The organism is Bacillus sp. FJAT-49711 (assembly GCF_018343715.1).
Lineage (GTDB): Bacteria > Bacillota > Bacilli > Bacillales > Bacillaceae_C > Lederbergia.
Map to the genome: position 1 here is coordinate 949610 of NZ_JAGYPL010000002.1, position 25011 is coordinate 974620.

The 25011-nt window shown below is 36.5% G+C and carries 19 protein-coding genes; 10 read left to right on the forward strand and 9 right to left on the reverse strand.

Annotated elements, in window-relative coordinates:
* Positions 1 to 989: 989 nt before the first annotated feature.
* The gene (locus tag KHA96_RS12115) at positions 990 to 1577 is read right to left on the reverse strand and encodes a LysE family transporter (RefSeq protein ID WP_213129536.1); all 588 of its coding nucleotides are present in this window, start codon (positions 1575 to 1577) and stop codon (positions 990 to 992) included.
* 114 nt (positions 1578 to 1691) lie between these two features.
* Between KHA96_RS12115 and KHA96_RS12120 the strand changes: the two genes are divergently transcribed.
* Entirely contained in the window at positions 1692 to 2249 is a 558-nt protein-coding gene (locus KHA96_RS12120) for a helix-turn-helix domain-containing protein (RefSeq protein WP_213129537.1), read from the forward strand.
* A gap of 295 nt (positions 2250 to 2544) precedes the next feature.
* Here KHA96_RS12120 and KHA96_RS12125 read toward each other — a convergent pair whose 3' ends face one another.
* From KHA96_RS12125 to KHA96_RS12150, 6 genes are all read right to left on the reverse strand, one after another.
* Entirely contained in the window at positions 2545 to 3372 is an 828-nt protein-coding gene (locus KHA96_RS12125; RefSeq protein WP_213129538.1) for a carbohydrate ABC transporter permease, read from the reverse strand.
* Positions 3373 to 3534: 162 nt separating this feature from the next.
* Positions 3535 to 4437: a carbohydrate ABC transporter permease gene (locus tag KHA96_RS12130; protein WP_213129539.1), complete on the reverse strand. Its 903-nt coding sequence runs from the start codon at positions 4435 to 4437 to the stop codon at positions 3535 to 3537.
* 68 nt (positions 4438 to 4505) lie between these two features.
* Positions 4506 to 5846 carry an ABC transporter substrate-binding protein gene (locus KHA96_RS12135; RefSeq protein WP_213129540.1) on the reverse strand — a complete coding sequence of 447 codons (1341 nt, stop codon included), beginning with the start codon at positions 5844 to 5846 and terminating at the stop codon, positions 4506 to 4508.
* A 13-nt stretch (positions 5847 to 5859) separates the two neighbouring features.
* Positions 5860 to 6606, reverse strand: coding sequence for a glucosamine-6-phosphate deaminase (locus tag KHA96_RS12140; RefSeq protein WP_213129541.1), 747 nt, complete (start codon positions 6604 to 6606; stop codon positions 5860 to 5862).
* 55 nt (positions 6607 to 6661) lie between these two features.
* The gene (locus KHA96_RS12145) at positions 6662 to 7969 is read right to left on the reverse strand and encodes a family 4 glycosyl hydrolase (RefSeq protein ID WP_213129542.1); all 1308 of its coding nucleotides are present in this window, start codon (positions 7967 to 7969) and stop codon (positions 6662 to 6664) included.
* 15 nt (positions 7970 to 7984) lie between these two features.
* Positions 7985 to 8971 carry an ROK family protein gene (locus KHA96_RS12150; RefSeq protein ID WP_213129543.1) on the reverse strand — a complete coding sequence of 329 codons (987 nt, stop codon included), beginning with the start codon at positions 8969 to 8971 and terminating at the stop codon, positions 7985 to 7987.
* 147 nt (positions 8972 to 9118) lie between these two features.
* On the opposite strand from KHA96_RS12150, the gene KHA96_RS12155 reads away from it, so the two are divergent.
* From KHA96_RS12155 to KHA96_RS12180, 6 genes are all read left to right on the forward strand, one after another.
* On the forward strand, positions 9119 to 9964 hold the full coding sequence (locus tag KHA96_RS12155) for a helix-turn-helix domain-containing protein (RefSeq protein WP_213129544.1): 846 nt from the start codon (positions 9119 to 9121) through the stop codon (positions 9962 to 9964).
* 236 nt (positions 9965 to 10200) lie between these two features.
* On the forward strand, positions 10201 to 10866 hold the full coding sequence (locus KHA96_RS12160) for a YczE/YyaS/YitT family protein (RefSeq protein WP_213129545.1): 666 nt from the start codon (positions 10201 to 10203) through the stop codon (positions 10864 to 10866).
* Positions 10867 to 11125: 259 nt separating this feature from the next.
* Entirely contained in the window at positions 11126 to 12139 is a 1014-nt protein-coding gene (locus KHA96_RS12165; RefSeq protein ID WP_213129546.1) for a LacI family DNA-binding transcriptional regulator, read from the forward strand.
* Between the two features lie 497 nt (positions 12140 to 12636).
* A complete protein-coding gene (locus KHA96_RS12170) occupies positions 12637 to 13488 on the forward strand; it encodes a sugar phosphate isomerase/epimerase family protein (protein WP_213129547.1) in 852 nt (283 codons plus the stop codon).
* A gap of 23 nt (positions 13489 to 13511) precedes the next feature.
* A complete protein-coding gene (locus KHA96_RS12175; RefSeq protein ID WP_213129548.1) occupies positions 13512 to 14612 on the forward strand; it encodes a Gfo/Idh/MocA family protein in 1101 nt (366 codons plus the stop codon).
* Positions 14613 to 14663: 51 nt separating this feature from the next.
* Positions 14664 to 16088 carry an MFS transporter gene (locus tag KHA96_RS12180; RefSeq protein WP_213129549.1) on the forward strand — a complete coding sequence of 475 codons (1425 nt, stop codon included), beginning with the start codon at positions 14664 to 14666 and terminating at the stop codon, positions 16086 to 16088.
* A gap of 444 nt (positions 16089 to 16532) precedes the next feature.
* On the opposite strand, the gene KHA96_RS12185 is transcribed toward KHA96_RS12180, so the two are convergent.
* Positions 16533 to 17405: a carbohydrate ABC transporter permease gene (locus tag KHA96_RS12185; RefSeq protein WP_249315484.1), complete on the reverse strand. Its 873-nt coding sequence runs from the start codon at positions 17403 to 17405 to the stop codon at positions 16533 to 16535.
* Positions 17406 to 17422: 17 nt separating this feature from the next.
* Positions 17423 to 18388: an ABC transporter permease gene (locus tag KHA96_RS12190; protein WP_349305761.1), complete on the reverse strand. Its 966-nt coding sequence runs from the start codon at positions 18386 to 18388 to the stop codon at positions 17423 to 17425.
* 433 nt (positions 18389 to 18821) lie between these two features.
* Between KHA96_RS12190 and KHA96_RS12195 the strand changes: the two genes are divergently transcribed.
* The 3 genes from KHA96_RS12195 (at position 18822) to KHA96_RS12205 (ending at position 24956) form a co-directional block, all read left to right on the forward strand.
* The gene (locus tag KHA96_RS12195; RefSeq protein WP_213129550.1) at positions 18822 to 20933 is read left to right on the forward strand and encodes a helix-turn-helix domain-containing protein; all 2112 of its coding nucleotides are present in this window, start codon (positions 18822 to 18824) and stop codon (positions 20931 to 20933) included.
* A 126-nt stretch (positions 20934 to 21059) separates the two neighbouring features.
* Positions 21060 to 22562, forward strand: a complete 1503-nt coding sequence (locus KHA96_RS12200) for an extracellular solute-binding protein (RefSeq protein ID WP_213129551.1) — start codon at positions 21060 to 21062, stop codon at positions 22560 to 22562.
* A 90-nt stretch (positions 22563 to 22652) separates the two neighbouring features.
* Complete coding sequence (locus KHA96_RS12205; RefSeq protein ID WP_213129938.1) at positions 22653 to 24956, forward strand: glycoside hydrolase family 3 N-terminal domain-containing protein; 2304 nt, start codon at positions 22653 to 22655, stop codon at positions 24954 to 24956.
* Positions 24957 to 25011 lie beyond the last annotated feature (55 nt).

Here is a 25011-nt window from a genome sequence, read left to right on the forward strand (position 1 = left end):
TTCGACATATTATTTGAAATTGTTCTAAATTAGGAATATTTCTAGGGAGAAATACTATTCAGCCTTTATCGTAATGTAAGATTTTTTAATAAATTGTGTTAGATAATAGATGAAAAGTTCTATTGTGGAATTTAGTTAAATGAATCAATTTCAAAATTGGTTGTTTAATTGAGGGATATTTTCATATTTACCTTTAAGTAAAAGTTTAAAGTCAATAGTTCGCGTAATATTAACGCAGAGAATTTTTATCATGTAAAAATAGAATACTGCTTCAAACTGATATAAATACTTAAGAGTGTAGTAAAGAAAATGAATTTCAATATTCCGAAGGCTTATGAAAAAAATCTGAAACAAAAACGGTGGCCCAAAGATTCTGTAGCGTTGGGTCGTCATGCCGTGTCTTGGGTCTTAAATTTTGACGGTATTGTAACGCTATCAGTGATGATAAATTTGGCGACAATTTAATGTGAGAGGCTAGGGCGATATTGTAGCAGTTGAGCCGAGTTGTGCATATAATATCGATCTTAATCGGATGCAAGCTGACTACTGTGGGTGGTTATGAATATGGCCAATGCGATGTAAGCAGCTAATTGCCTGGCAATTAGTTTTACCTGCAAGCTGTTTATCTGGTATAACAGGTGGTTCGGAATTTGGGATATTTCATGAGAGAGCTTCAGAAAATGCGGATTTTCAGCGTCCAGAGAATTAAAACTGCTTAAAATCCTACTTTCTCAACAATTCATTAAGGAAGTAGGATTTTTTTCGTTTTTCAATTAAAGCACCCTTGTTATACGGAAATACTAGTTTATTTTCTTTGCTGCTAGATCTGTCTGGCTAAAATAGCAATGCAAGCTTTTGAAGACGTTTCTGATTAGCAACCAGCTCGATTTCGGAATACAGCATTATGTTCAATAACCAAAGAGCAGTTGACCGCGAGGGCCCACTGCAAAATCTATTAGATCTGTTCATGAGCATTTAATATTCTTCCATTAATGAAAAACAATTGAGACAGCACTATATACTAATAACAATGCCATAATAATATTAAAAAATGGTCGATACTTTGCTAAAAGGTTTTGAAAAATGGAACCAAATAAACTCCAACTTAATGAACTCAATAAACCAACAATCCCTAATAAAAGTGAAAAAATAAAAAAACTAAAGTAGGTAGTGTAATAGGGCAATATGAAGTTTGAAACTACCGTAATACCATAAAGAATACCTTTTGGGTTTATAAATTGTACGAATGCCCCTATTATAAAAAGATTTTTATCACTACGGTCATTTCTTTCATTTTTGATGTCTTTATTGGTAAGTGTTTTATAAGCCAAATACAATATATAACCTACACCTAAAATGGTTAAAGGCGTTTTTATTATTGGCAAAAGCTTGGCAAGTAAAAGGTTAAAAACACTACACAATAATGCGAGAACAAAGAAACCAAAGGCAACACCTATACAAAATTTAATTGTTTTTTTAAATCCATAATTATTTGCAAACGACATTGCCATAAAATTATTTGGGCCTGGGGTAAAACTGCTAACAAAAACAAACAACAAGAATGATAAAAAAGGCACTGTTGAAACTTCCTTCCGTTTGTATGTTATAATGTCTGAAATGAGTGGTATAACATATTTACGTTGTATTTTATAGTATGGGCGTTATATTGTAAATTCAATTGAGGTGATTTTATGGAAGAAATTCAAATAATTTTGGCGAGAAATTTAAAATCTATCAGAGAGAAAGAGAAACTAAGTTTAGAGAAAGTCTCTGAACTAAGTGGTGTCAGTAAAGCTATGATAGGGCAAATTGAAAGGGGAGAATCTAGTCCTACTATTAATACCATTTGGAAAATTGCTAATGGATTAAAGATCTCCTTTACTTCGCTAATTAACGAACCTCAACCCGATGCTAAAGTCGTTTTACAAAATGAGATAAAAGTATTGTCTGAAGACAATGGAAGATACAGGGTTTCTCCTATATTTACTTTTCAAGAAGACAAACGATTTGAAGTATACTCTGTTCATATTGAACCAGAAGGAAAAGTAAATTCAGTTGGGCATAGAGGGGGAGCTGAGGAATTTATTACTGTTTTTGATGGTGAAGTTACCATTACCGTAAACGAATACAAGTATAATTTGAAAAACGGTGATTCAATAAGATTTAAGGCTGATAGGCCACACACATACTATAATTCTGGGGAAGTATTAGCTCGTCTAAGTATGACAATATATTACCCAAATATATAACAATAGAGGATAGTAACGCGTTATTAAGCAGCCAATATATTATATTTGATATCGATGAAAACCTATAAAGAAAAGAACATAGTAATGAATAAGAACAGATGGTGCGACTGCTTATAACTGGGATGATATTTTAGAAAAAGTTTTAGATGAAAGTGAAATCCAACTTAAAATAAACATCGCAGATTTATTGGTTTTTCAAACTTTAATGGGCCGTACCCTTTTCAATTGAAGGAAAATAATATAGTAAAGGAACGAAGCTTTCTAATAAGTTTCGTTCCTTTACTAATCTTTTTCTCTATCCCTTTATTCCCGTCATCACCAGTCCTTCAACAAAGCGGCGCTGGAAGATAAGGAATACGATAAACACAGGTACCATGATTAAAACAGCGGCGGACATAACTACATTAAAATTAGTTGTGTTTTGGCTGTTAAAAAACACTAAAGCTAATGGTACAGTCATTTTAGTCTCCTCATTTAATACGATTAGAGGCCAAATGTAATTGTTCCACGAACTCATAAAAGTAAAAATCCCGAGTGCCGACAAAACTGGCGTGATTTGCGGAATAATGAGCGAACGAAAAGTCCGAAACTCCGATGCACCATCCACCCTAGCTGACTCGATAATATCGCGCGGAATCCCCTCGATAAACTGCTTGCATAAAAATATTCCGAATGCGCTTGTTAAATAAGGAATGATAATGGCATGGATATTATTGATTAGGTTAAGTTTCGAGATGATTAGATAGGTGGGAATCATAATAATTTGAAATGGAATCATCATCGTAGCTAAGATGGCAACAAAGATAATCCGCTTCCCTCGAAAACGAAAACTAGCAAAAACATACCCTGCCAACGCACTGGAAAATAACGTTCCTAAACATACTAGCACGGCAGCATACAAACTGTTAAAGAACCAGCGAATAAATGGAGCATCGTTGATTACCTTCTCATAACCGGAAAATGTCGGGTTTGCCGGTAACAGTGATGGTTTACTTTGAATAATCTCCATATTGCTTTTTAAAGAAGATAACACCATCCACAAATAGGGCATAAACATGATAAACGATGCAACCGATAGGAAAATGATTAATACAATATAGGTTACTGATAGTTTCTTTCTCATTGAAATCCCCCTTGTATAGTAGTCGTAAGGGCTCTTTCTAGAACAATTTCCAATGATCTTAATTCATAAAATTCGCTCTAGATTTATACAGAATAGGAAAAATATTAGGCGCTGTATTTTTTCACTCATACAGCACCGTATTGATATTTTTTAAAAATTTCTCTAATATTCCCAATTAGTACGGCCTACACGCAACTGGATAACGGTAATGACCAAGATGATAATCAACAATACAAAGGCCATTGCAGAAGCATAACCCATATTGGCATAAGTAAACGCCTGGTCATATATTTCTAAGGAAAGGACTCTGGTTGAGTTCATTGGGCCACCGCTTGTCATGATTTGAAACTGGTCAAACATTTGAAAATAGGCAATTGTCGTCATAATGAATACAAATAGCGATGTACGACTAAGTAGCGGCAAAGTGATATAGCGGAAAGCTCCCCATTTCCCAACTCCATCCAACTCTGCAGCTTCGTAGAAAGAGGAAGGAATTGCGTCCAAGCCTGCCATAAAAATAATCAAATTATATCCAATATCTGCCCATAGAGTCATGATAATGATAGATATCAGGGCAACATTTGGATCTGTTAACCAGTTAATCCCTTCAAAACCAAGCATGTTTAATATCATGTTTAACAATCCTGCTTGCGGATTAAAGATAGAAGCCCATACAATCGCTGATCCGGCCAACGGCGCAATACATGGTAAAAAGAAAAAGGTGCGGAATGTATTTTTTAAACCGCGATGCTTCACTTTATTGATACAGACAGCAAGGAACAGGGTGAAAATGATATTCAAAGGTATTGCTACTAGAACAAAAATCGTCGTGTTCAATAGTGCTTCACGGAAAATCTCATTTTGAAATAGCTTCACGAAATTATCTAAACCAATAAAATTAGATGATGCATTTAGCGGAGTATAGTCAAAAAACATTAACCATGTTCCGGCAAATATGGGAATGATCTGAAAAATGATATATAACGTTAAGATTGGGAGAAGTGAAAGGAAGACAAACCTTCTCTCATGTATTTTTTGGTTAGATAATAAACCTTTTTTATTCATGGTTTACCTCCTCGTAACACAAATCAATCTAAAGCCTTCATCGCTTGATATTTCATATTAGTATCAATTTACTTGCTCTGAAGCATTTGATTGATTTCATTCTCTATTTGTTTAAGTCCATCTTCCACGGATACATTCCCTCTAACCATTGCTTGGAAATTGTCTAAAACTGTTTTAAACCAGAAAGAATCATCCTTCATCCTTCCTATGGTTCTACCATTTTCTAGCGCATCAAGGGCTGTCTGCATAATAGGCACTTCTTCTCTAAAACTAGCATCATGTGCTACTGATTTTAAAGCTGGAACTGTAAATGTAGAGATGTTCCATTGCTTGGATCGTTCTTTATCAGCCATGAAGTTAACAAAGGTCCACGCTTCGTCAGGATGTTTTGTATAACTAGAAACGACCTCGCCCCAACCAGATTTGGCAGCAAAATATGCGGGATTCGCAGCATCAAACGAAGGTAAAGGAACGTAATCGTATTTATCCTCACTAACGTTCAGTTCTTCTGCCCCTGCTGGAATGGCCCATGGCCCAATAATCGTCATGGCCGATTCACCTTTGAAGAAAGTCATATACGTTTCGGCACCAGGCACATCGAGTAGATTTAAATCAGTAACCTGGTCTTCTTTTACTAAGTTAACGAGTTCAGTCATCGCATTTACAGCTTCCGGTGAGGTGAAGTTTACCTTGTTATCACCGTCCCAATATTCGCCGCCTTGTTGAAGGATCATGGCTAAAAACTGATAATTCACCGAGTCGCGTGAAATAAAGTCGAAACCTCTAACCGCTATATTATTTCCGTTTTTTACTGTCAATTTACGAGCTGCTTCCTTTAATTCCTCCCATGTTTGTGGATAATCTAGCCCAGCGTTAGCAAACATTTCTTTGGAGACAAGCATTGCACCGGCTTCGATACTGGATTCCCGAGGGATTCCATACACCTTATCATCATGCTTATAGAATCCTAAAGCGACGTCGAAAACGTCGTTTATTAATTCATCATTTGTAACAGGCAGTAGATGCCCATTGCTGGAATACTCAGGCACCCATGAACCAAACATTTGTACAATATCTGGTGTGTTTTTGGAAGCAAACGCCGCACGCAGCTTTTGAATAATAGCATCCCACGGGAATATTTCCATATTAATTTTAATATTCGGATGCTGTTCCTCAAATTCTTCAATCATAGCCTTGTTAGCTTCATTAAAAGCTGGGCTCTGATGGACCCACCAGGTAAGGGTTACTTCTTCCTTACTATCGCCATTACTACTATTACTGCCGCTGTTATTATCACTGTTGCTGCTACCGCTGTTGCTGCTTCCGGAACATGCGCTCATAAACACCATTACTAAAATTAGCGAGATAGAGACAAATAGCCTTGAAAAAGACTTGTTTCCTGCTCTCAATTTGCACACTCCTTTAAATTTGGATTTGTTTTGGATCAAAATGACTGGCTGCGTCTGCATCCACTACAACTGTGAGATGCGGATGCAATTGCAGCACTGATGCAGGTACACGCTCCGTAACCGGACCGAAAAGTGCCTGCTTCATAATATCTGCCTTGTGCATGCCTTTGGCGATTAAGAGAATCTGTTTTGCGTGCATAATATTACGAATACCCATTGTGATTCCCTGGGCTGGAACATTATCAGCAGAACCGAATAGCTCTGTTTTCGCCTTTACAGTGGACATAGAAATTTCAGCGATTCGCATCGTCGTGCCAAACGGTGTGCCAGGTTCGTTAAAAGCAATGTGGCCATTTTCACCAATACTAAGTATCTGAAGATCGATTCCTCCTAACTGCGTTATTTTTTTTTCATAATCTTCACACTCTTTTTTAGGTGACTCTGCTAATCCATCGGGAACGAACGTATTTTTCATATTAATATTTATTTGTTTCAAAAAATCTTGATTAATCCTAGCGCGGCAGCTTGTCGGATCATTTGATGCCAAACCTACATACTCATCAAGATTAAACGTAGATACTTGGGAATAATCGATACCCGCGTTAAGGTGTAATTGTACCAATTCACGGTGCAATCCTTCGGTGGTATTCCCTGTGGCCAACCCGATGACAAGATTTGGTTTGGTGATGACCATTCTGCTTACAACTACTGCAGCAAAACGATCAACTTCCGCGGGAAGAGTCTTCATATGAATGATCAATAGCCTTTACCTCCGTTTTGTATTTTTCAAATATGTGCTAGTATGGTGATCTTTATTAAAATTGGGGTAAATGTGCCTGTTGTGCGCTGATCAGTTCATCGACCATTCGGGATGCTGCTGCCGAATCAGTCATATACCCACCCGCTAGAATCGCCTCTATAAAAAGTTGTTTATCTCCTTTTAATGCTGCTTCAACGGTCATTTCGCCAATTGTAATATGTTTGTTAAGTGCATCAAGCATGCTTTCCGGGAAGTCCAAAATCCGCAAAGCCTTAAACCCGCTTCCCGCGGCTACTGCCGGCAACTCAATGATGGCATCGTCTGGCAGACCAGTCACTGCACCATTATTTGGCATATTGACCGCATACAGACGCTTGTGGTCATGTTCAATTGAATCAATAATTTCCATCAATTGCTCATGCTCACCTTCTATACGATTAAAGAAATTCTCTGGCAATGGTTCAGTGGAAAAAGCAAGATTTTTCGTTTGTTCATAGCTTTCATCCCCATGCTCTATTGTTTTTTCAAACGAGTACGCATCAATCCCCAGCGTTTTTCCAAAGTAATTATTTTTTAACATCGCATCCACGGTGAATTCAGAATAGTGTCGGTCATCCGATACTGGATACACTTTGTGCTTCATTATTACTTCCCTTGAGAGAGGGCCAATTTTGCTATTGGGATCATTTTTCGTTTGCTCCACTTTTTCTTGAACAAGCCCCCAAGCATCCTTGCCATTATGGCGAAAGTCGTACATAAAAACCATATGGTTAACACCAACAGCAATCGAGGATGTTTGCTTATAGTCAAGTCCTAAAAATTCAGAAAGCCTGCGATGCCCATTTTTAACGCCGTGACACAATCCAATGACAGGAACACCTGTATCTTTTCGGACTGCACGACAGATAGTCGACATCGGATTCGAATAATTGAAAAATTGAGCATCGGGACAATATTTCTTGATATCGCGGGCGATGCCTGTAACAGCAGGGATCATTCTCATGGCACGTGAGATTCCCCCAGGTCCCACACTGTCGCCTACAGGTTGATAAATGCCGTACTTCCGAGGAATAAACACATCCTGTTCCCATGCTCTCCTGCCTCCAACACCGATTGTACAAACGACATAGTCCGCATTATCCAGCACCTGTGTACGATCAGTAGAATAAGAGATTTCGATATCACTTTTCTTTGCAGTAATCATTTTTTCGCAAAGTCTTTGCATCACTTCAAGCGTATGTGGGTCAGTATCTACCAGTGCTATATGCCATTTTTGCTCTTTCATTTGTTGAATTAAATCCATTACCAATCCACGGGTAAACACGACACTTCCTGCACCAATTAAGACGATTTTTTTCCTCATAATGTTATGCACCCCTTATAAATTCAAACTTCTAACTGTTGAGTCATATTTCCTCCAAGCTACACATCCTGCTCCAAGTAAGCCAACGTTATTCGGATCTAGTGCGGATAGCTGAAGATTTCGGACGGACTTTGCAAACAGTCCAGAATGGCCCTGTACATATTTGAGAAGTTGTTCGTAAAACCACTCATTTTGGAACAATCCGCCGCCTAGAATAATTCCTTCCGTGTCCAACATTACTGAAACATTAATGATTGCCTGCCCTAGGCTTTTTACAGCTTGCTTTGTCATATCTTCACTTAGCGCATCCCCAGACTGAGCGGCTTGGAAAATATGCTTTACTAAAAGCTCACCACTTTGAATATACGGCTGCAAGGTGGATGATGGATAAGCTTGTGTTATTTCCTTAACATGCTTGATCATGTCTCCGCCGGAAGCGAGCATTTCCAGACAGCCAGTTTGCCCACATTTGCATAGGACTTCTTCGGATCCGACAATCATATGGCCGATTTCACCCGCAGCAAAATTTGAACCTAGTAAAAGTTGCCTGTTGTTAACTATTCCTGCCGCTATCCCTGTACCAACATTGATATAAACAAAGTTATTCCATTGTTGCCCAGCACCTAATCGCATTTCTGCGATCGTCGCCGCGTGCACATCATTGGCTAGTACGGCTTTAATGTCATATCTCTCTTGAAACTCTCTAGCTATTTCTACGGAATGGCGAATAGGAATATTGATTGCACCCACCCAGATTCCTCGTTCCGAATCGACCTTTCCAACTAGTCCTAACCCGGCCATTACTGGTCGCGGAAGGTGTTGAGTATCTGCTATGTAGCTGTCAACCGCTTGCCATATTGAATTGAGCGCTGTATCCTGTGTGGAACGATCCATTGGATAACGCTTACATTCTGAAGAGCACCCATTCCTTGTAATGCGACCTATGAAGATTTTAGTTCCTCCAACATCGATACCTAGAACGGTTTGTTCGCTTTCAGCCACTGGATCCATCACCTGCCTTTTACTTGGTAAATGTTGTTGTCACTATATATAGTTAGTGCTATTATATAGGCAATTAAAGGGATTAAGAATGTTTAGATAAACTGATAATATGTACAAATCAACTATATGGATTTGAGAGGTGATAGGATGACTTATGCTTCTACTTACGAATCTGATGAATACCATGGCCGTGGTTATGAGAATAAAGATGAGTACGCCCTTGTAAATAGCGCTGGTTACTATGAATTTGACCCACCCAACGGTTTAACATATCGAAAATATGGACGACCCGATTATTATTTGTCCTATAATCATTCCGGAGATATGCTTGTTAAAATCAATCGTAAAGAATATGAGATCGGTCCAGGGACGGTGTTTATTTATTCCCCATATCAAGAGCAATTTTATGAGCAAGTGGATAATCAACTTATTTCTAACTACTGGGTCCACTTCACTGGTTTTGCCATTCAGGAATTGTTGCTTAAGGCTAACCTAGAAGCGGATCAAGTCTATCATGTATCAGTTAATGAGGAGATTCCGCATTTAATTAACACGATTATCGATGAGATTTCTCGCAAACAAGTAAACTTTAAACATATATCCTCTATTCTTCTGCAGCAACTATTCTTTACCATTTCAAGGCAATATGCACACATCAATAACATAGATGAAAATTCCCAAATCGACTCGCGAATAGTAGAAACGGTAGATTTTATCCGTAAAAATTACCAAAACAACATCACCGTTCCTGAACTAGCTTACATATCCGGTTGGAGCGTAAGTCGATATTCTTACTTATTTAAACAAAAATTCAATGTGTCACCCCAGCAGTACCTTATCAATTACCGTTTGCAAAAGGCGAAGGAGCTAATGGCTTTTACGAATCTCACCATATACCAAATAGCAGAAATGACCGGATTTGCCGACCAGTTTCATTTCTCAAAGACTTTTAAAAAGTATGAGAAGAAAACTCCTATGGAGTATAGAAAGTAGAGTTTTTTTAGTTTCTAGGAAATTACAATGAATGATTATTTTCTCACCTGAAGTGCAAATCTGGTAAAAGAGCTGGCGGTCTGCACTATCTTGAACGTGAGCTTTTTGAAGATCAAAAGTGCCTTTTGAACAGTAGTTCATTTTGGATGATGACCCTTATCAAACTGAAAATAATAAACCAGTGGGTAAGTAGAGTATCGACTGGTACTTCTTTTTAGATGGTTCATACTTGTGTTATGAAAAAATGTAGGCGAGGTGTTGGTAATTTGCGTTTGTTTTTATTCATTCTTGGGATGCTTTTTTTTAGTTATGGAATAAGTATGACAATCAAAGTGCAGCATTTAGGTATTAGTCCATGGGATGTATTACATGTTGGTTTATTTAATAGATTCGGCTTGTCTATTGGCAGCTGGGGAATTATTGTTGGTATTACCGTAGTAATGATGACGTTAAAATTCGATCGAAAATATGTAAAGTTCGGAACGGTTGTAAATATAATTGGAATTGGTCTATTTGTTGATCTCTTTTTATGGTTAGACTTTTTACCCCAGGCAACACATACATGGAGTGACATCGTCATCATGATATTAGGAATTATTATAATGGGTGTAAGTGGAGGAATGATAAATGCAGCTCATTTAGGTTCCGGTCCTCGTGATGGTTTTATGCTTTCTATGGCAGAAAAATTTAATGCCCCTATCGGACGTGTGCGAATTATTATTGAATCAATTGTTTTGTTAGTAGGATTGTTGCTAGGAGGCCCTGTATTTATCTTTACTTTTATTATAACATTCATCCAAAGTCCGATTTTCCAGTACTCCTATCTTAAATGCTCAAAAATATTTGCTTATTTAGAACATAAAGGACAAGAACAAGAATCCATTACCAAAGCAGCAAAATGAAATATACAATCGAATTCACAGGTGAAGTATAGTAACTAAATTTGTTGTGATCGTAATGGGGGAATTAGAGATGGTTTATATCATTTCACCCTACGTATTGTTTTAGTGACATGAGCAGTTAGTTGTTACATGAAAAATATTTTCATATTTAATATTTTCCATGGTTACTTTGGACTTTTTACATGAGGTATACTAAACTGCATTATAAGAAGAACGTAAAAAAGAGCATGATCATAGAGATATAGATTAGGGTGTAAATATGGAAAACAAGTCAATCACTATCCAAGATGTTGCCCGGGAGGCGGGTGTTTCGGTAGCTACGGTATCTAGGGTGCTTAATAATAGTCCTTTGGTTAAAAAGAATACGACCTCAAAAGTCCAAAAGGCCATCGATCAATTAGGCTATCAACCCAATTTTTTGGGTCGTGATTTAAGAAGAGCAGAGACAATGAGAGTATTGCTTCTTACACAAGATATAGGGGCACCAATTACCGGAGAGCTTGCCAAAGGTATGGATGAAGCTGCTAAGAAGCATGGTTACTATCTTATGGTATGCCCAACGGATAACAGTAGGGAAAGAGAAGAAGAATTTCTTCAATTGCTTAAAAATAAGTTTGTGGATGGGTTAATCGTTATTGGTTCAACTCTAACAGCAGAAGAATTGGATAGACTTGGCCAAAAGTACAGTATTGTTCAATGTGCTGAATGGATACAAACAGATCATATCTGTTCGGTATCGGTAAATGATGAAAAAGCAGCATTGGATGCCGTAAATCATTTAATCAAGTTAGGGCATAAGCGAATAGCCATGATCAGCAGTAATTTTCCACGAATGACTTCTTCCAAAGTCTTAAGGGAAAGTGGTTACCGAAAAGCCCTGCAAAATGCAAGCATCCCATTTGATGATGGGTTACTTAAATATGGAGATGGAACTTATGAAGGAAGTTTCCATTTAACAAATGAACTCCTTCAATTAGATGCTCCGCCTACAGCGATATTTTGCTACAATGACGTAATGGCCATAGCTAGTATTAACGCCATAAAAGAGGCGGGTTATGATGTGCCAAGTGATATTGCCGTAGTTGGATTTGATGACACTAAAGAAGCCCTCATGTCGATACCACAAATTACAACCATCTATCAACCTAAGTTTGAACTAGGTTACCGAACGATGGAATTACTAATTCATAATATGACAAATAATAAGGCTCCTCTTAAAAATATTACAATTGACCATAAGCTTATTGTTCGAGGATCAAGTTCGAAAATCTAGTGGATTCAATTACGCTGATATATTGTAAGTATCACACAACTGATTAACGTCATTTGTGTGTTTTTTTATATAAAGGGGATTTTATCATCCTATGTATTTTTAAGTTTTCAAGTAAAACTTAGTTCCATTATGTTAAAGATTGACTATTTAAAGTGGAAGTAAAACTGAACTTCTATTTGTTTTCTCACTTCAAGAATGGACGTGTGGAGATTCTGATCAGATCATTGTAAAAATATGTTCGTAGCATAGAAGAAAAACTCATCTAGGTATCTCTTGAGTTATATTCTTTTAAGAATAATGGGTTGGGATTACAAGTTTTGATTTTATTCTACAAAAAAAGGTTGCAATAATAATATATTCAAGTTAGTATATTAATACGAAATGTAATCCATTACATTTTTTTATTTCAGAAAAGTGTAATCCATTACATTTATTTTATACTTTAAAATGTAATCCGTTACATTCGCTGTAAACATTTTTAAAAGGAGGAATTTTTCATGAGTTTATCTTTAGGGTTGCAGTTATATTCTGTAAGGGATGAATTAGAAAAAGACTACTTAGGAACTTTGGAAAGGTTAGCGGAGATTGGTTATAAAAATCTTGAAGTTGCGATACACAATGCTGACGAAGGTTTAAAAGTAGGCGGTATGAACGCAGCTGAAGTTAAAAAGCAATTAGACCGACTTGGAATGAGGGTCGTTTCAAGCCATATTGGGCCTCTAGATAAAGTGGATTGGGATGAAGTAGCAGATTTTAGCCATACACTTGGAAGCGAAGCTGTTGGTTGTTCGATTGCATTTTTTACAAACTATCAAGAAATTCTTGATTTTAGCGCTGAATTAAATAAATATGGGGAAGAATGTCGTAAACGTGATCTTCAATTCTATTTCCACAACCATTTCCAAGAATTCCAAAAGTTTAATGGAAAATATGCGATGGATATTGTACTAGAAAATACCGATAAGGATCTAGTTAAAATGGAATTTGATACGTACTGGGCTGTACGAGGTGGTGTGGACCCTGTTGAATACCTTAGACAATTAGGTGACCGCTGTGGGTTGATCCATCAGAAAGATTTGCCAGCTACAGTAGAAAAAAGCAACTTGTTTGATGTAATCGGTGAGGACGCTGAAATCACCTTTGAAAGTTTTGTTAAAATACCTAAACCTGAAGAGTTCACAGAAATTGGCGAAGGTGTCTTGGATATTGCAAGCATTATTAGGGAAGCCAAGAAAATCGGTGCTGCAAAGTATATTTTTGTTGAGCAAGACCTCACACCGAGAAATCAATTGGACAGTGTAGAAATTAGTTATAAAAATATAACTGAATTATTAAAAACTAATGCTTAAAGATCTTAGTGGGAGGCACATTCATGACAAATAAAAAATTGAAAATTGCGATCATTGGTTGCGGCGGAATTGCCAATCAAAAACATATGCCAGCTCTTTTTAAGCTAAAAGATAAGGCTGAAATGGTTGCTTTTTGTGATATCGAAGAAGAAAGAGCGGTCCAAGCGGCTGAACAATATGGTGCACAGGATGCGAAAGTGTATCAGGATTATAAAGAACTTTTAAAGGACTCTGAAATTGATGTAGTTCATGTCTGTACACCAAATGTTTCTCATGCGGTTATTACAGTTGATGCGCTTGAGGCAGGAAAGCATGTTATGTGTGAAAAACCGATGGCCATTAACTCAGATGAAGCGAAATGGATGATCGAAACAGCAAAACGCACAGGTAAAAAACTTACAATTGGCTACCAAAACCGTTTTCGAAGCGATTCATTAGTTTTAAAGGAAGCTTGTGAAAATGGAGATTTAGGTGAAGTGTATTTTGGTAAGGCTCACGCGATCCGCCGTCGCGGTGTACCAACATGGGGCGTTTTCATGGATATAGAAAAACAAGGTGGCGGCCCACTTATTGATATTGGGACACACGCATTAGATCTTGCATTATGGTTCATGGATAACTACAAGCCGAAATTGGTAGTAGGATCTACTTTCCAAAAGCTAAAAGATAAATATGAAGGAAATATATTCGGACCTTGGAACCCAGATGAGTATAATGTCGAAGATTCCGCTTTTGGCTATATCAAAATGGAAAATGGTGCGACCATTATGCTTGAATCATCATGGGCTTTAAATATGATCAATGGAAAAGAAGCACAAGTCACATTGGCTGGAACGGAAGCAGGAGCTGAAATGTTTGGTGAAGCTTGGGAAGGAAAGGGCTATGTGACATTTAACTCAACAAAATATGGTCAAATGGTAGAAACAGAAACATCAGCAGGTGGAGGAGTCGCCTATTTTGATGGGGAAGAGATTGGCGCGGGAGATATGGAAGCAAGACAATGGATTGACGCCATTCTTGAGGATAAAGAGCTTGTTGTAAAACCTGAACAAGCGTATGTGGTAACTCAAATTCTTGAAGCTATCTATAAATCCGCGGAAACAGGAAAAGCAATCGAACTATAAACAGGAAAAGCCCGATTTATGTTAAAGAAAAGCTGTTGGGCGCTATAAAAGATGAGTACTCCCACGGCTAGCAATGGGGGTACTCCAAATGAAAATATGGAAAGTGGGGTAGAGAAGATGTCTACAAAAGTTGAAAAAATTAGCCTAAAAGAAAAAATCAGCTACAGCTTTGGAGATTTAGCGTCCAACTTTGTTTGGGGAATGACAACGAGTTATTTGCTTTTCTTCTATACAGATGTTTTTGGAATTACTGCCGCTGCGGTGGGCACACTCTTTCTTATTACTCGAGTTTTTGATGCATTGAATGATCCAGTCATGGGAATTCTCATTGATAAAACAAAGAGCAAGCATGGGAAAGCAAGACCTTATTTACTTTATCTACCCATACCTTTTGCCATTTTAAGTGTATTAACCTTTATAACTCCGGGCTTTTCTGACTCGGGAAAACTTGTTTACGCTTACGTCATCTACTTATTACTAGGGATGATTTACACAGCGATTAATATCCCTTACGGTGCATTAATGTCTATGATGACAAGGGATTCAAATGAAAAATCGCAATTAGGCAGTTTCCGGATGATGGGACTTGCGACAGGGTCTATTCTTGTTTCTGCCCTTACGCTCCCTTTAGTCAATTTATTCGGTGGCGGGAATCAGCAAGTAGGGTTTCCAATTACAATGGCTGTGTTTTCTGCTGTAGGTGTTGTACTGTTTTATATCACATTTAAATACTGTAAAGAGCGTTATTCTGAACAAGAAGATCCGAATAATAAAATAAAAGTGACAAAATCGATAGGCAACCTCTTTAAGAATAAGCCATGGACGATCATTGCTACGAGCTCTATCATTCAATTCTTGAGAATTGGAGCAATGTTTGGTGTTCTCATTTATTTCGTAACGTACGTACTAGACCAACCGGCTTTAGTTCCACTTTATTTAACATTGGCGAATGTAGCGAATTTCGCAGGTGGTGCAATAGCTCCCCCGATTTTAAAACGTTTAAAAAATCGAAATGGAAGTCTTGTTGTATTAGCTATAGCATTGGCATTATTTATTCTCCTTATTTTCTTAGAAAATAGCTCGATTTTCTTATTTGCTAGCGTATTCTTTTTAGCTAATACGTTAATTGGAGTGTCTGGTTCAGCCAACTTCGCATTATTAGCGGATACAGTCGATTACCAAGAATGGAAATTCGGTCAAAGAACTGAAGGATTACTTTATTCCGCATATAGCTTTGCGACGAAGTTTGGAATTGCGATTGGTTCTGCATTCATCGCGTACGCACTAGGATGGGCGGGATATAACCCTGCTGCCATAACCGGTGAAGCAGTAAGTATGATCCGTGTCCTAATGTATGCCGGTCCAATTCTATTCACCTTGCTCCAAGTGATCGTACTAGTATTTTACAAACTAGACAATAACCATGCGCAAATTGTAAAAGAATTGAACGAACGAAACGTAAATACGGCTGTTTGAGAATCAAGGAATTGTTTGAGAATTGTTTCAGTGCCAGGCACTCAAACAATTCCAGAACAATTCAGAATACTTAGGTTAAGTCACTTCCTGTTTTATGAAGGGAGTGACTTTTTCTATTTGGGATAGAATCCTGCTAAACATTTTTTGGTTTCTCCACATTTACAAAAAACTTAATGGATATTTTGGTAAGGACCTACTGAGAGTATTAAGTAGCGAAAGACACCGAATAATGAAATCAATTTGATAACATAGAGTGAAATAATCGTGGGTCAAAATATAATAATAAGGTGATTTAAAAATAGATATTGTGATTCGAATAACCAAGCTTATTATTTCTCCATATCCAACAGTGTATATTTAATAATTAATATCTCCCAAAAATAAACTGAACCCCGAGTAGGCGATGTCTCTTATTCGGGGTTCAGTCCATTTATTAAAGTTTCTTTACTCCTTAACAGACCCAATCAATAATCCTCTTACAAAATACTTTTGCAAGAAAGGATAAAATAATACGATTGGACCGATTGTAAGAATAGCCGTTGCCATCTTAACCGATTCATTTGGAAGGGTTGCAGTTGGTGCAGTTCCTGTTCCCTGCATGGACTGAATCATGCTTATTTCAGAGTTCAATTTAAATAATAAATACTGTAATGGATATAAATCAGGTTTATCTACGAGCATTATAGCATTAAACCAGTTATTCCAGTAGGCAATACCATAAAATAAGGTAATGGTGGCCAGTACTGGCATACAAAGCGGGAAGAAAACCCGGAAGGCAATATAAAAGTCGCTGGCACCATCCATTTTGGCTGCTTCTATTAAAGAATCTGGTATTTGTTTCATGAAGTTTCTAACTAAAAATAAGTTAAAAGGATTAAAAATCAATGATGGGATAATTAATGCCCATATATTGTTTTTCAAACCTAGTGAAGTACTCATCATGTACCATGGAACTAAACCAGTATTAAACACCATGGTGATAAAGAAAAACATAGCTAGTCCATTGCGATACTTTACATGTTTCGCTACTAGTGTGTATCCAGCCATAAATGTAATCGTAACAGCAAGGATTGTTCCGATCACCGTGACAACAATGGAGATAAAATAACTTTGTAAAAGCGGTGAGTTTCCCGAAAACAATAATTTGTAAGCATCTAGTGAAAACTTTTCAGGCAAGAAACTATATCCATTTACTTGAATCGCCTTTTCATCTGTGAATGATACCATAATCACGAGAAGAAGCGGCAATGTACAAATGAGTGAAATGATGGTGATGATCGTTTTATTTAAGTGATCAAATAATTTAGCAGAAAGCAATGGCCCTACTCCTTTCTTTAAAATAATGAATTATCGGGGTTAATTTTTTTGACGACCCAGTTAGCACCGAACACTAAAATAAACCCTACTACTGATTGGAAAATACCGACAGCCATTGCTTGGGCAGGGTTGCCAATCGTTCTAAGTGCACGGAAGACGTAAGTATCGATAACATCCACTGTAGGATATAGCAAACCATTATCTTTAATGATGGCGTAAATCATATCAAAACTACCGAACATAATTTTCCCTAATGCAAGGAGTGATAAAATGATCACGGTCGGCATTAATAGAGGAAGGGTGACATATCGAATTTGTTGCCAACGATTCGCACCATCAATTTTGGCAGCTTCATAATAAACGCTATCTATACCGGTAATAGTTGCTAAATAGATGACAAGCGATATCCCGACATCTTTCCATATATTAGCGCTTACTAAAATTTGCACCCAGTATTGAGGAGAGGAATACCAATTAATCGGTTCCAAATGAAAAAACTCCAATGTTCTATTTACTAGACCAAAGTTGGATGCAAATAAACTATAAATCACATAACTTACGATGACCCACGATAAAAAGTGGGGAAAAAGAATAGTAGATTGAGCGATCTTAGAAAAACGCTTATTCTTTAGTTCATTAAATAATATCGCTAATATTAAAGCGCATACTGTACTGAAAACGATAAATAAAAAATTTAGTCTAATCGTGTTGAAAGTGACTTGCCAGGCTCTGTCTGATGCAAAAAAGAACTTAAAATTTTCAAGTCCTACCCATTCAGAACCTAACAACCCCATTTTATAATTGAATTTTTGAAAGGCTATTAGCATGTAAGGCATTGTAAGATATCCAAATATAAATGTATAAATGGCAGCCGGAAGTGCTAATAAATAGGCTGAGTAGTTTTTCTTTAATTCCATAAAAAATGATATTTTTTTCTTTTTTGTTATTGGTTTGATTTTCTCTTTCGGCAATTCTGCTTTCACTGTTTCCAATGAATTGACCTCCCTTTCTCTTATTATGATGTAACCCCAATGTACTTTTGTCGCGCTTACAGTAAACATATGTTTTTATATAATCGGAGTAAAGTATCAATATTTTGAATGAATTAAAATAATAAAAATAAAGTATTTCAATTTTTTAAAATCACTTTAAATTCCTGCGTTTAAAGCTATGTTTTGATTCTGGCCCTTAATATTTTAAAAATTTACTATTATAATAAAATTAAGTTTTTAAAATAGGGAAAGGAAAATAGATATGAAAGAATTAAAAAAGAAGTTTACATATTTCTCGACCTACAGGCATTTTTTCTTAAGTTTTATTCTTTTATCTTCTATTCTTATAACACTAGCCTGTGCATTATTATTTTCCCTTTTTTATAAAAGCGCGGAAAAAGAAATGGCGCATATTTCAAACTCTATGTTGCGGCAGACAAGTTATATTGCGGATATTGTAAATGAGCAAGTATTTAATATTGGAAATTACCTTATAAGTGATAAGAATGTTACGAACGTTATGTTTAGCAAGGAAATAGATCGAATTAATGAATATAATGTGGTTGAATTTATGAAGGATATTCAAGTTACCTATCCTTTTATTTATTCTATTGGGATTTATAATGAAAATATCGACCGTTATATTAATACCAAAGGATACAAGCGGCAAGATGAAGCTGATTTAATTGACGGGATTATTAACCAAAATAAGCAAATGTATGTGAGCTTTTTTCCAAGAAAAGCGAAAAATGTTGTTTCAGATAAAGAAATTAATCTTTTAACGTTTGTCCTTTATCCGGGTTATTCATCGTATTTACCTAAAAAGGGTGCCATTATTATAAATTTCGAAGAACAATATTTGCAAAATTTAGTCGGTCATTTAAAGAGTGAAAGTTCTAACACGTTAGTTGTAGTGGACGAAAAGGGAAATATACTTTCGGAGTCCGGGGGAGGGAATTTCCTTGAAAATATTGGCAGTGAACCTTACGTGAAAAAGGTATTGAATAATGAAAATTTAAGCGGTAACTTTACAACTGATATCAATAAGCAAAGAAGTTTGGTATCCTTTAAAAAATCGGACGGTTTAGGTTGGTATTTAATTGGAATTAATCATTATTCAGATTTATTATTTGCAGAAAAAAATCTAAAGAAGAGTATTTTTGTAATCGCTTTTTGTTTGTTTTTATTATGTATTGTAGGTTCTATCTTTTTAACAAATATGTTGTATAAACCAATTAATATGTTAATGGATAAAATTGCGGTACGAAAGAAAGATGCCTTCAAAATAAATGAATTTCAACTTTTGGACCATAAGTTTTCACAGTTATCAAATAGGTTAAAGTTTCTGGAACCAGCAATGTCCGTTATTGAAAAGAGCTACCTTCTTCACTATATCAATGGTAGTAAAGTTGATTTAGAGAGTCGTTATCATCATCCGCTTCAGGGCAACTATTATATGGTCGTAATATTAAAAATGGAAACGCTTAAAGAGGATAAAGAAAAGTTCAATTCTCAAATACATTCTTTAATTCAGTTTTCAATCTGCAATTTAGCCATGGAGATCGTTGGAAAAGAAGAAAATATAGAAACGGTTATTATTGAAGAAGATGAAATTGGTATTTTTGTTCTATTAGATGCGGAACAGTATTCCGACGAGCTGATACCTTCTTTAAAAGACCTTCAACACTATGTGAGAGACTATATGGATATTAGTTTTACTGCTGGAGTTGGAAATGTAATCAAGGATACTAAAAAAATTAGGGAATCTTATTTAAAAGCTAAACTCGCACTAAATGAAAGGTTTACAAATGGTGGAGGAAATATATTCGTTTACAGTGATATGGAGAACGACATTGAAAATATGGTTCCTGGCTTACAAAATGAAGTAGATATTAAATTAATCAACGCAATTAATACTGGGAATAGGCAAGAAATAATAAATGAAATAAATGCTTTTCGTGAGATGCTTGTAGGAACAAAATATCAAGAAGCCATTTTTCTATTAAAGACACTATTATTTTCGCTTTATAAGCATTATGAGAATTTGGAATATACGAAAGACCTTGCAGGGTTTTTTACTGATTTAATATTCCAATTAACTCAAATAGAAACTTTACAAGAAGTTACAGAGAAAATAGAAGAAATATGCTTGTCCATTTGTAATGAGTTAGGGGAAAGATCGAAAAATAATAATAATGAAATTATCGAAAGCATTCAAGAGTACGTCAAAAAGAATTATGCTGATCCAAATTTATCGATTGACCAGTTAGCGGATCAAGTTCAATTAACTCCAGGATATCTTGGGAAAATGTTCAAAACTCATTGTGATATGTCATTCAATGATTATTTAAAAAACATCAGGCTTGAAAAAGCTAGAAACCTTTTATTGGAAACAAATCAAGCAGCAAATGTGATTAGTGAAAAAATAGGTATTCCAAATACTACTTATTTTTATACTCTTTTTAAAAAGAAGTTTGGTTTATCACCGGCAAAATACCGAATTGCAAATAACCAGTTTAAAATTTCAAATGAATAGAAAGAATTTAAAATAGATATTCTTTATTTTTAATGTATTTTTTAATTTTTGAAGTTTACGATTTTAGTTATGAAAGATATGCTGAATGCGATTACAACATATTTTTCATAAGGGGATGATTTTCTCATGAAGTCAAGTAAGTTATTCTTTTTTCTGCTTGCAATTTCCATCGTTGTTATATTGGGTGCATGTTCGAAATCAGAAGCAGATGGTTCGAAATCTTCAGAGTCTGGAGATAAATTACCTGTTCGATACGTAATGCCGGGTAATGCACCTCAAGATCAAAAAGAGGTTGAAGCAGCTATTAATGAAAAGTTAGAAAAAGATGGTTTGAATTTGAAATATGAAGCGATTTATATTCCTTGGGATGTTTGGGATCAAAAGACTAATTTAATGATGTCAACAGGTGAGGAATTTGAATTGATTCATATTATGCACGATCAAAAAGGGCCAAATGTTTTAGCAAGTAGTGGTGGGATTGTTCCAATTGATAAGTACCTTGATGAATATGGATCAAATTTAAAGAAAAGTCTACCGGATTGGATTTGGGATTCAGCTAAGATCAATGGAGAAACATATATTGTACCGAACTTCTGGATGGATACTGCGTATGCAGAAGGTATGGTGACCATGCGTACGGATTTATTAAAAGCAAACAATTTAGAAGCACCAACTTCTCCAGAGGAATTATTAGATGTAGCGGAGACATTGAAGAAAAATTGGCCAGAAGATAATAAAGATGTATATATTCGTTTTCTGAAGGAAGAACCACCTGCATACCTTCATACAACCTATGATACATTTCCTTTTACCGTTTTTGCTGACTTAGTTTATATTGATCAAGAAGGAAATGTGAAATCTTGGATTGAAACAGAAGAGTTTAAAAAGAACTCAGCCTATTTTAGAGAAGCATATAATCGTAAATTGGTTAACCCTGATATTTTGACAGAACCAGTTGAAGTTACAAGCCGTGAAGAAGAGCTTGGCCGTTTCTTATATCGTGAAGGAGAAGGTAACAATGGTGAAGCTAATTTAGTCAAGAAAGTACCTGGAGCAAAATTAGATATTTATTATTTAAATGATAAAGATAAATTCCGTGCATATGGTGTGCGTAACTCTAATGGTATTTCATCTACGACAGATCACCCTGAAGCAGCCATTCAATTTTTAGATTGGATGTATTCTAGCCAGGGAAATTTTGATTTAATGTCCTATGGAATTAAAGATGAACATTGGGCAGATTCTGGTGAAAATAAAATGGAAATATTGAAAACAAACGATACTGGTGCGGCTGCGTATAATGTTGCATTTTGGATGCTGGGTAATATTGAAATGAGCAGATGGTCCCCAGATACACATCCTGAATTCTTAAAAACTCATACGACAGTAGAGGATAACGCAGTCAATAGTATAACAATGGGATTCAACTTTGACGCTTCTAAAGTTGGAGTAGAGTATGCAAACTGTCTAGCAGAATTGAAAACTAGCATTTATCCAATCAAATTAGGATTGGTTGATTATGACAAAGCATTCCCAGATGCACTTAAGAAAATGAAAGCAGCTGGAATAGATAAAGTTGTAGAGGAATATGAAAAACAATTTAATGAATGGTTAGAGAGCACTAAGTAATATACAGTTCAATAACTTACTCAAATGAGAGGGCCTCCGGAGTATTAGGGGGCCCTGAATTTTAATAATTACAATAGATTGGTTGTGAATGTGATGATCTATAAAGATAGCTTACGCCCTATAGAGGAGCGAGTTGAAGATTTATTTTCAAGAATGACGATAAAAGAAAAGGTCGGACAGCTTAACCAAAGATTATTTGGTTGGAATGCATATGTGAAAACCGAAAAAGGGATTGAACTATCTGACGAATTTATAAAAGAAGTAGACTTTGGTGAAGGAATGGGTGCTTTATACGGTCTTTTTCGTTCTGATCCTTGGTCAGGGGTTACATATGAAAATGGTATTCCTCTTCATAAAAATGCACAAGTCGCTAATATGGTGCAAAAGTATGTTTTGGAGAATACTAGACTGGGAATTCCTGTGTTATTGTCAGAGGAATGTCCTCATGGACATCAAGCATTAGATGGAACGTTAATTCCTACAAATATAGGTGTCGGGTCTACTTGGAATGATGAGTTAATGGAAGAAGCATATTCACATATTGCAAAGGAAATTAGAGCCCGTGGTGGACATCTTGGACTAATTTCTACTTTAGATATTTTGCGTGATCCAAGATGGGGGCGTTCTGAAGAATGTTTTAGTGAGGATCCTTATCTAGCTTCAAAAATGACAGAGGCAGTAGTAAGGGGATTGCAAGGGAAACTGACAAATGGCCAATTAGACCAGGATAGGATTGTAGCAGTATTAAAGCATTTTTGTGCACAGGGCTCTGCAGAAGGAGGATTAAATGCGGCTCCAGCGTCAATTGGGGAAAGAGAAATGAGAGAAGTACATTTACCTGCTATGAAAGCGGGTGTTAAAGCGGGTGCTTTAGGATGTATGGCTGCTTATAATGAAATTGACGGAGTACCTTGCCATGCAAATGGGAAGCTGTTGACTGATATTCTAAGAGAAGAAATGGGCTTTGAAGGAGTAGTTATGGCTGACGGAGTGGCCATAGATAGACTGCTGGCCTTAACTGGAAAATTCGAGGGGGCAGCTGCTCTTGCGATTGAAGCGGGAATAGATTTAAGTTTATGGGACACTTCTTTTACAACATTAGAGAGGGCTGTAGAAGAAGGAAAGACATCTGAAGAATTTCTAGATAGAGCTGTTCGCAGGGTTTTGGATCTTAAATTTAGACTAGGATTATTTGAAAAACCTTATATAGATGAGGATGATCATATTGATGCAGTTGGCAGTGAATCTTTTGAAAAGGTCAATCTACAAATCGCAAGAGAATCGGCAGTTTTATTAAAAAATGATGATTCCATTTTACCATTGGATAAAAAATTGCGGAAAGTTGCTGTGATTGGTCCAAATGCGGATGCTATTTATAACCAACTTGGTGACTATACCGCGATTCAACCCGAAGGTAAAGGGGTTACCGTTTTGGAAGGTGTTAAGAAGGTAGTATCTGAAAACACGGAAGTTCTTTTTGCAAAAGGATGTGGAATTCGCGACACATCAAAGGAGGGCTTTAAGGAAGCTATTTCTTTAGCACAGGATGCAGAAGTGGCCATTTTGGTACTGGGAGGCAGTAGTGCCCGTAACTTTGATTTGGAATTTGATACAAACGGGGCTGCAATTGTAAATGGCAATCCGACTGAAATGGATTGTGGTGAGGGAGTTGATTTAGCGGATCTTAGGCTAGGTGGAGTTCAATCAGAATTAGTGAAAGAAATTGCCGCTACTGGAACACCTATCATTACAGTTCTTATTCAAGGACGGCCACATGCGATTTCTGATATCGCAGGCTATTCAGATGCAATTGTATGTGCATGGTATCCTGGTCAACAAGGCGGGGAAGCGATAGGTGAAATATTATTTGGGAATGTGAGCCCCAGTGGAAAGCTGCCGGTTTCTATTCCAAAATCTTCATCTCAACTTCCTGTTTATTATAATCGTAAAGAACAAGGAAGAGAACTTCTTTATATAGATACAGATGGTGCACCACTTTTTCCATTTGGATACGGATTGAGCTATGCGAAATTCGAGTATAGTGACTTAAAGCTCAGTAACGATGAAGTTTCATTGGGAGAATTAATGAAAGGAAAGGTAATTGAGGTATCAGTTTGCATTAAAAATGTTAGCGGTACAGCTGGAGCGGAAGTGGTTCAGTTATATATTAAGGATATGGAGGCTAGCATTACAAGAAGGGTTAAGGAATTGAAAGGTTTTAAGAAGGTATGGCTTGAGCCCGGGGAGCAGAAAACGGTTGTATTAGAATTGTCAGAGGAAGATCTGGCTATTTGGAATGCTGACATGGAGTTCTGCGTTGAGCGTGGGAATGTTAAAGTTATGGTTGGTGGTAGTTCGGTAGATACTAAGGAAGTAATGTTGGTAGTTAACTAGGGTATTAGTAATGATAGAACAATATTTGAAGTCCTTTTTCAGGGCTTCTTTTTAT